This window comes from Duganella callida, from assembly GCF_004614165.1.
Lineage (GTDB): Bacteria > Pseudomonadota > Gammaproteobacteria > Burkholderiales > Burkholderiaceae_D > Rugamonas > Rugamonas callida.
The window spans coordinates 1-5,215 of record NZ_SPVG01000277.1 but is presented as its reverse complement, the minus strand read 5'-3'; the positions used below and the strand labels follow the sequence as shown (position 1 = coordinate 5,215).

Below are 5,215 nucleotides of genomic sequence, written 5' to 3'. Positions count from 1 at the left end.
CAACCTTGCCAAGGTTGAGGTCGAGAGTTCGAGACTCTTCTCCCGCTCCAGAATGTAGAAGGGCAGCCCGGCGGGCTGCCCTTTTTGCTTTCGATGCCTGCCAGACGAAAGATCACTGCGCGCGGTTCGAACCTGCGGCGCAGCCGAGCGGTATTGTCCCCACTCGCATCGGCTTCGTGGTCGGCCTCGGGCCTTCCCGAGTACGGAAAATTCGGCCTGGATCTGGACAGACCGGTTTCAAGTTGGCGGGTGCCGCGGCGCGACCGCCGAAGAGAGCGCTCGGATTGCGCGTCGGACGGTTACTTCGGTGTTGATTTCAGCATGCGTTTGCGCGCGAGGCGCGCGCGTATGCGCGCCAGCATGGTCGGTTTCATCTCGGCGACGTAGACGCGAACACCGGGCACCGATAGCCGGATTTCCGTGCCGCCGGCAGGCGGACTGGCGATCGCGATCGCGCCATGCAGCAAGTGCGCGCGCTCGCGCAGGCCCGTCAGCCCCCAGTGTCCTTCTTTGCCGCCGTCCTGTAATACTTGCGCCGGTATTCCGATACCGTCATCGCGTATCGACAGGGTGAAGTGTTCGGCGCCATATTCCAATGTCAGCGTGATCCGCTGCGCACCGGCGTGCCGGTAGGCGTTGATCAGCGCTTCGTGACCAATGAAGTAGACGTCTTCCCACGCAGCCCGGTCGAGCGGTCTTTGCGCGCCTGACCGGCGCAAGGAGAACGCGGGGCCATGCTCACGCTGCAAGCGGGCGCCTGACTGGGCGAAGATTTGCTCCACGTCGTTGGCCAGGATCGCCGTCGTACGCAAGCCCATGACGGCGTTGCGGCCGTCGGTCAACACGTGGTCGGCACGCGCCAGTACCTCCTCCAGCCGTACGCGCGCCGGCGTCCTGTCCGGCAAGCTCTTGCTGACCCCGTCAACGCTGAGCACCAGTCCCTGCACGTCCTGAATCCAGCTGTCGTGCAGCGCCCGAGCGATGCGCTCGCGCTCCAGCAGCCGTTCGCTGAGCAGCGCGTTCATGCGGCGCACCACTTGTCGCATCCTCAGCAGATACAAAAGATAGCCGGCGGCGGCCACCAGTGCCGCACACATCAGGTAGAACCATAGGGTCTGCGTAAAGGCCGGCTGTACCTCGAAGTCCAGGCTGGCGTCACGTTCGCTCCAGACCCCATCGCGGGTGACCGCTTTCATCGCAAAATGGTAGCGGCCAGGCCCCAGGTTCGAATAACTCGCGCTGCGCCGTGTGCCGGCGAGTTGCCAGGCCTCGTCCACACCGTCCAGCTTGTACCATACCTGCATCCTTTCCGGCATGGACAGGCTGACTGCCGCAAAGCTGACGTCGACTCGGCCCGGCCTGGCGGGCAGCAGGATGTCCTTCCCCGGGAAATAACTGTGCTGGCCGCTACTGACCGAGGTGATCTGTACGGTCGGCGGTATGGCGTTACGGTAGTCGCGCGCGGGATCGAGCGTGCCGATGACGCTGGTGGTGGCAAACCAGATGCGACCGGCGGCGTCGAGCGCTCCATTGGCCAGCATGTTCATGATATTTGGCGAGCCGGTATAGCCATCGGCGGAATCCAGCATCTCCATCCGCAGCGGAACGCGTAGGTCGCGCATGCTGGCGTTCCAGTCGGCGGCGCGGACCCGGGCCATGCCCAGGGAGGTATGCAGCCAGTGATCGCCGTTCGGCAAAATCACCATGCCGGCCAGGGTCCGCAGGGCATCGGGGATGCTGCCCGTCACGCGCCACAGACGACCGTTACGCACCACCGCGGAGCCGGTGGCGCCGGAGACGAAGATGTCCTGCCGCGTATCGATGAAGCGGATTGCCCCGAGCGTCCCGCCATCGGCGAGCGAATAATCGGTCACCTTGCCATCGAGGTGGCGTTGCACCTGTCCATCCGTATTCGCCAGCCACATCGCGCCCGCGCGGTCCGGCTCCATGACACGCGTGCTGGAAAGGAGGCCCAGACTTTTGAAATCCTGCCAGCTACCCTCGTTGTAGCGGAAGCTGCCGCAGCGGAAGATGGTGGCCCAGAGCGATGCCTTATCTTCCGCCATCTGGATCACATCGTCCGGCGTTGAGCCATGGCACTGCGGTGGCAGGGGTATCACGTCCTGGCGTTTCCCGGAGCCATGGCGTTCGATGCCGGCTGGCCCCGCCCGGAGCAAGGCACCATCCCGGCCAACTGCCGGAATGATGTTGCGCTTCGGGCTTAATGCGGGCGGAGGGGCGTGGCCGATATCCCAAACATCCCCGAGATTGCTGGCGCTCGCCCAGATGCGCCCCTGGCCATCTGCCGTCAGGCGGTAATTCGACGTGCCATCGGGAATCGGCAGGTTGCGAATACGTTGATTGCGGAAGCGTTCGATGCCCTCGCTTGAGCGCACCCAGATATTGCCTTCACGATCCTCCAACAAGTCGGCTGGATGGGGATTGCTGGTTTCCCCCGGCTGCGCAAACGGTTCAGCGGGCAATAGGCGCGGATCGATGATGCCGGTGCCGGATAAATCCGCACGCCTGATACGCGCGATTCCCTTGGGCGACTCCAGAGTCCAGAGGTTGCCCGCATCGTCGAACATGTAAGGACTATCGCCGGTGTAGTGTCGCCGCGACTCTCTTCGGGCCGTGGACGGCGGTCCCTCATCGCTGGTGTCGCGTATCAGCAGCGCGCCGCGCTGCCACCAGATGCCGCCGTCCGGAGCGTAAAACAGCCCGGCTTCTTCAGTGCGCTCGGTCGGAACAAAGCGCCGGTTCTGTCGGTCCAACTTATACCACCTGCCATCCACTCTGGCCCACAGTTGGCCATAGGGATCGACGGTGGCGGTCTTGGTGAATTTAACGGGCAGTTGCCATTCGGCGCCGATTTTCCGCACGTCGCCATCGCTGTAGCGGAACATCCCGTTAGTGGTGCCTATCCACACGCTGCCGTCAAAATCGGGCGCGACGGTCCAGACGATGCCGACATCGATGTTCTTGCGCGAGGGCAGATCCACGATCTCGCCATCGCGGATGATATCAAGGCCGCCATCGAGGTAGCCGACCACCAGTTCATTGCCGGGCGCACCGCCCATGAAGGAGACGCGGGTGCCGGCCGGCTGTTTGCCGCTGGGCGATTGATAGCGCTCGAAGTGCAGGCCATCGAAACGGTACAGACCGTAGTTCGTGCCCAGCCACATCCAGCCGTCATCGGTTTGCGCGAGCACCCTGATATCGGCCGGCGCGCCGTCCTTGCGGCTCCAGGTCTGATGATGGTAGTCATTGATGCTCGCCTCCGGGACCAGGGCGAGCGCCTGGTTGGCAAACAAGCTGCCCGCCAAAAGCAGGATCGAAAGGATATAGGTGTGCTGTTTGAGATGGAAGATGCCCACTGGATTTATCATCGACAATTCGTTATCAACTTGCTTTATCGCCCGCATATTGCCTTGAAAGTATAAAGGAGTGATCTCGCGCTCAGGTGGGCAACGTTAGTAAAAATATTCATTAGCTTAGATACGGTCAAGGAACCGGAAGCCGGCCCTGTTACCGCAGTCTTCCTGGCCATTACTACCGAATTGCTGGTGGAGGCATCTGTCCGAACGGCGGATGAAACCGGGGCCGGCGTCCAGCGCCCAGGCAGGTCCAGGACTTTTCCTTGCTGCGTAGCGCCGAACTGACGCTGCAGCAGGGCTACACATCGTTTACGCTGGCGCCGCCAGGCAGTGAGGCTATCCTGCTGCAAGGCGGCAATGTGCAGGCGGTTGCGCCAGGTCCGGACCGGTTGGTGCGCATGTCGCGCCGGCCGGCTGACGGCGGCGTCGCCAACTACGACGCCCGCAGGGTCTGCGACCAGTTGGGCGCCTATTAGCAGGTGAAGTGCGCCACACCCAGGGTACGACAGGTGGCGGAAAACTGATACCGCGACCTTTCGCAGCGCTTCGATCCTCACTGGAACGGCAAGTGTCTTCTGCACTCGAGCAACAGGACCGGCTCCCGTCCCATTCCCATCGGCCCGGCGACCCAGGCGCTGGTTGCATCGTCGATCAGCGGGGCGTTTTCGGGCATGGTCGCGGTGCCGCGATCCGGCGTGTCCAGGACCGCCAGCGCCACCGCGTCTCCTGAAGCAAATGGGGCGCCGTTGAGGTGAGCGAGATGGAGGGCGACCAGCAGCCGGTCCACGCCAGCGCGCGGCAACAGCGACATCGCACAGACGGTGACGGTCATTGCGGGCGCGCTGTTCAGGGGCGCGATGAAGCGGTTGGAGCGCCCCACGCGGTTGGCGGTGGTGCGTATCATCAGTTTGCCCGTCGCCACATGGTAGAACAGCATGTCGATGAGATCGACGCGGGTTAGGATATTGCCCAGCAGCGGATGATCGGCCAGCATGCCGGCATCGTCGATCGGATTGTCGAGCAAGCGGAAAGGGCGTATCAGCCTGTCGTCGATCTTCATCTCGGCGACGCCGCCGCCGATGGTCAGCAGTTCCAGGCCGGCGTGCCCGCGCAGCGGCGCCAGCGTGTCGATCCGGTTGCCGGCGCAGTGCAGTTGCTTCAGGCCGGTCGCGGCGCCGAGGGGCGCCAGGCTGTCGATCTGGTTGGCGCGGATGTCCAGCGTATCCAACGCCTTGAGCTCGGCAAGCGCGGCGATGCTGGTGAGCCGGGCGTCGCTTGCCGATAGCGATGTCAGCGTGGGGAATGCCTCGACGCCGGTCAGATCGCGCAGTGTCGGCGTGTGGACGGCGAGTTCGCGCAGCGGTGCGTTGAGAATCCGCGGCAACGGTTCGAGGGAAGAAAAGGTGTCGCCCAGGCAGTCGACGATGTCGAGCCGGGTGACATGCGCAGCCGCGTGCTCTGCCGTTTCGGGATCGATCCGATCGCCGGGAAGGTTGACCAGTTCGGATAGCTGGGGGGCGATGGCGGCGAGGATCACCCGTTCGTCGTGCAGCAGGGTCGGGTCGGCCCGGCGCGCCCACCAGCCGGCAAACCCCGTCTTGATCTCGTCCATGTTCGGCCAGCCTCCGTTATGTCGCCCTGATCGGACCCGCGGCCCGGAGGTCGTCGCGTCGACGCCGGGGTGAGTGTCCGACATGAGTTTAGCCCGGCGGCGGATGGCGCGACATACCGCGTTCACGCTACGCGCTGCGCGGCGGCCTGCGCCAGCTTGAGCGTGACGACGGTGCCGCGCCCGGTCCCGGGCTCGACGCTCAGCGCGCCGCCCAGCTGCTGGGCGG

The 5,215-nt window shown here is 64.2% G+C and carries 3 protein-coding genes; 1 reads left to right on the top strand and 2 read right to left on the bottom strand.

All coding sequences use genetic code 11. From position 1 onward, the window contains the following. Positions 1-299: 299 nt before the first annotated feature. Positions 300-3,389, bottom strand: coding sequence for a sensor histidine kinase (locus E4L98_RS29430; protein WP_167761487.1), 3,090 nt, complete (start codon positions 3,387-3,389; stop codon positions 300-302). A gap of 251 nt (positions 3,390-3,640) precedes the next feature. Between E4L98_RS29430 and E4L98_RS29425 the strand changes: the two genes are divergently transcribed. Next, positions 3,641-3,853 carry a hypothetical protein gene (locus tag E4L98_RS29425; protein WP_135205095.1) on the top strand — a complete coding sequence of 71 codons (213 nt, stop codon included), beginning with the start codon at positions 3,641-3,643 and terminating at the stop codon, positions 3,851-3,853. 77 nt (positions 3,854-3,930) lie between these two features. Here the strand turns inward: E4L98_RS29425 and E4L98_RS29420 are convergent, their stop codons facing one another. After that, positions 3,931-4,989, bottom strand: a complete 1,059-nt coding sequence (locus E4L98_RS29420) for a leucine-rich repeat domain-containing protein (protein WP_135205094.1) — start codon at positions 4,987-4,989, stop codon at positions 3,931-3,933. Between the last annotated feature and the right edge of the window lie 226 nt (positions 4,990-5,215).

Excerpts from the sequence above, each read along its gene's own strand:
- E4L98_RS29430 (WP_167761487.1), bottom strand. The coding sequence starts at position 3,389 with ATGATAAATCCAGTGGGCATCTTCCATCTCAAACAGCACACCTATATC.
- E4L98_RS29420 (WP_135205094.1), bottom strand. The coding sequence starts at position 4,989 with ATGGACGAGATCAAGACGGGGTTTGCCGGCTGGTGGGCGCGCCGGGCC.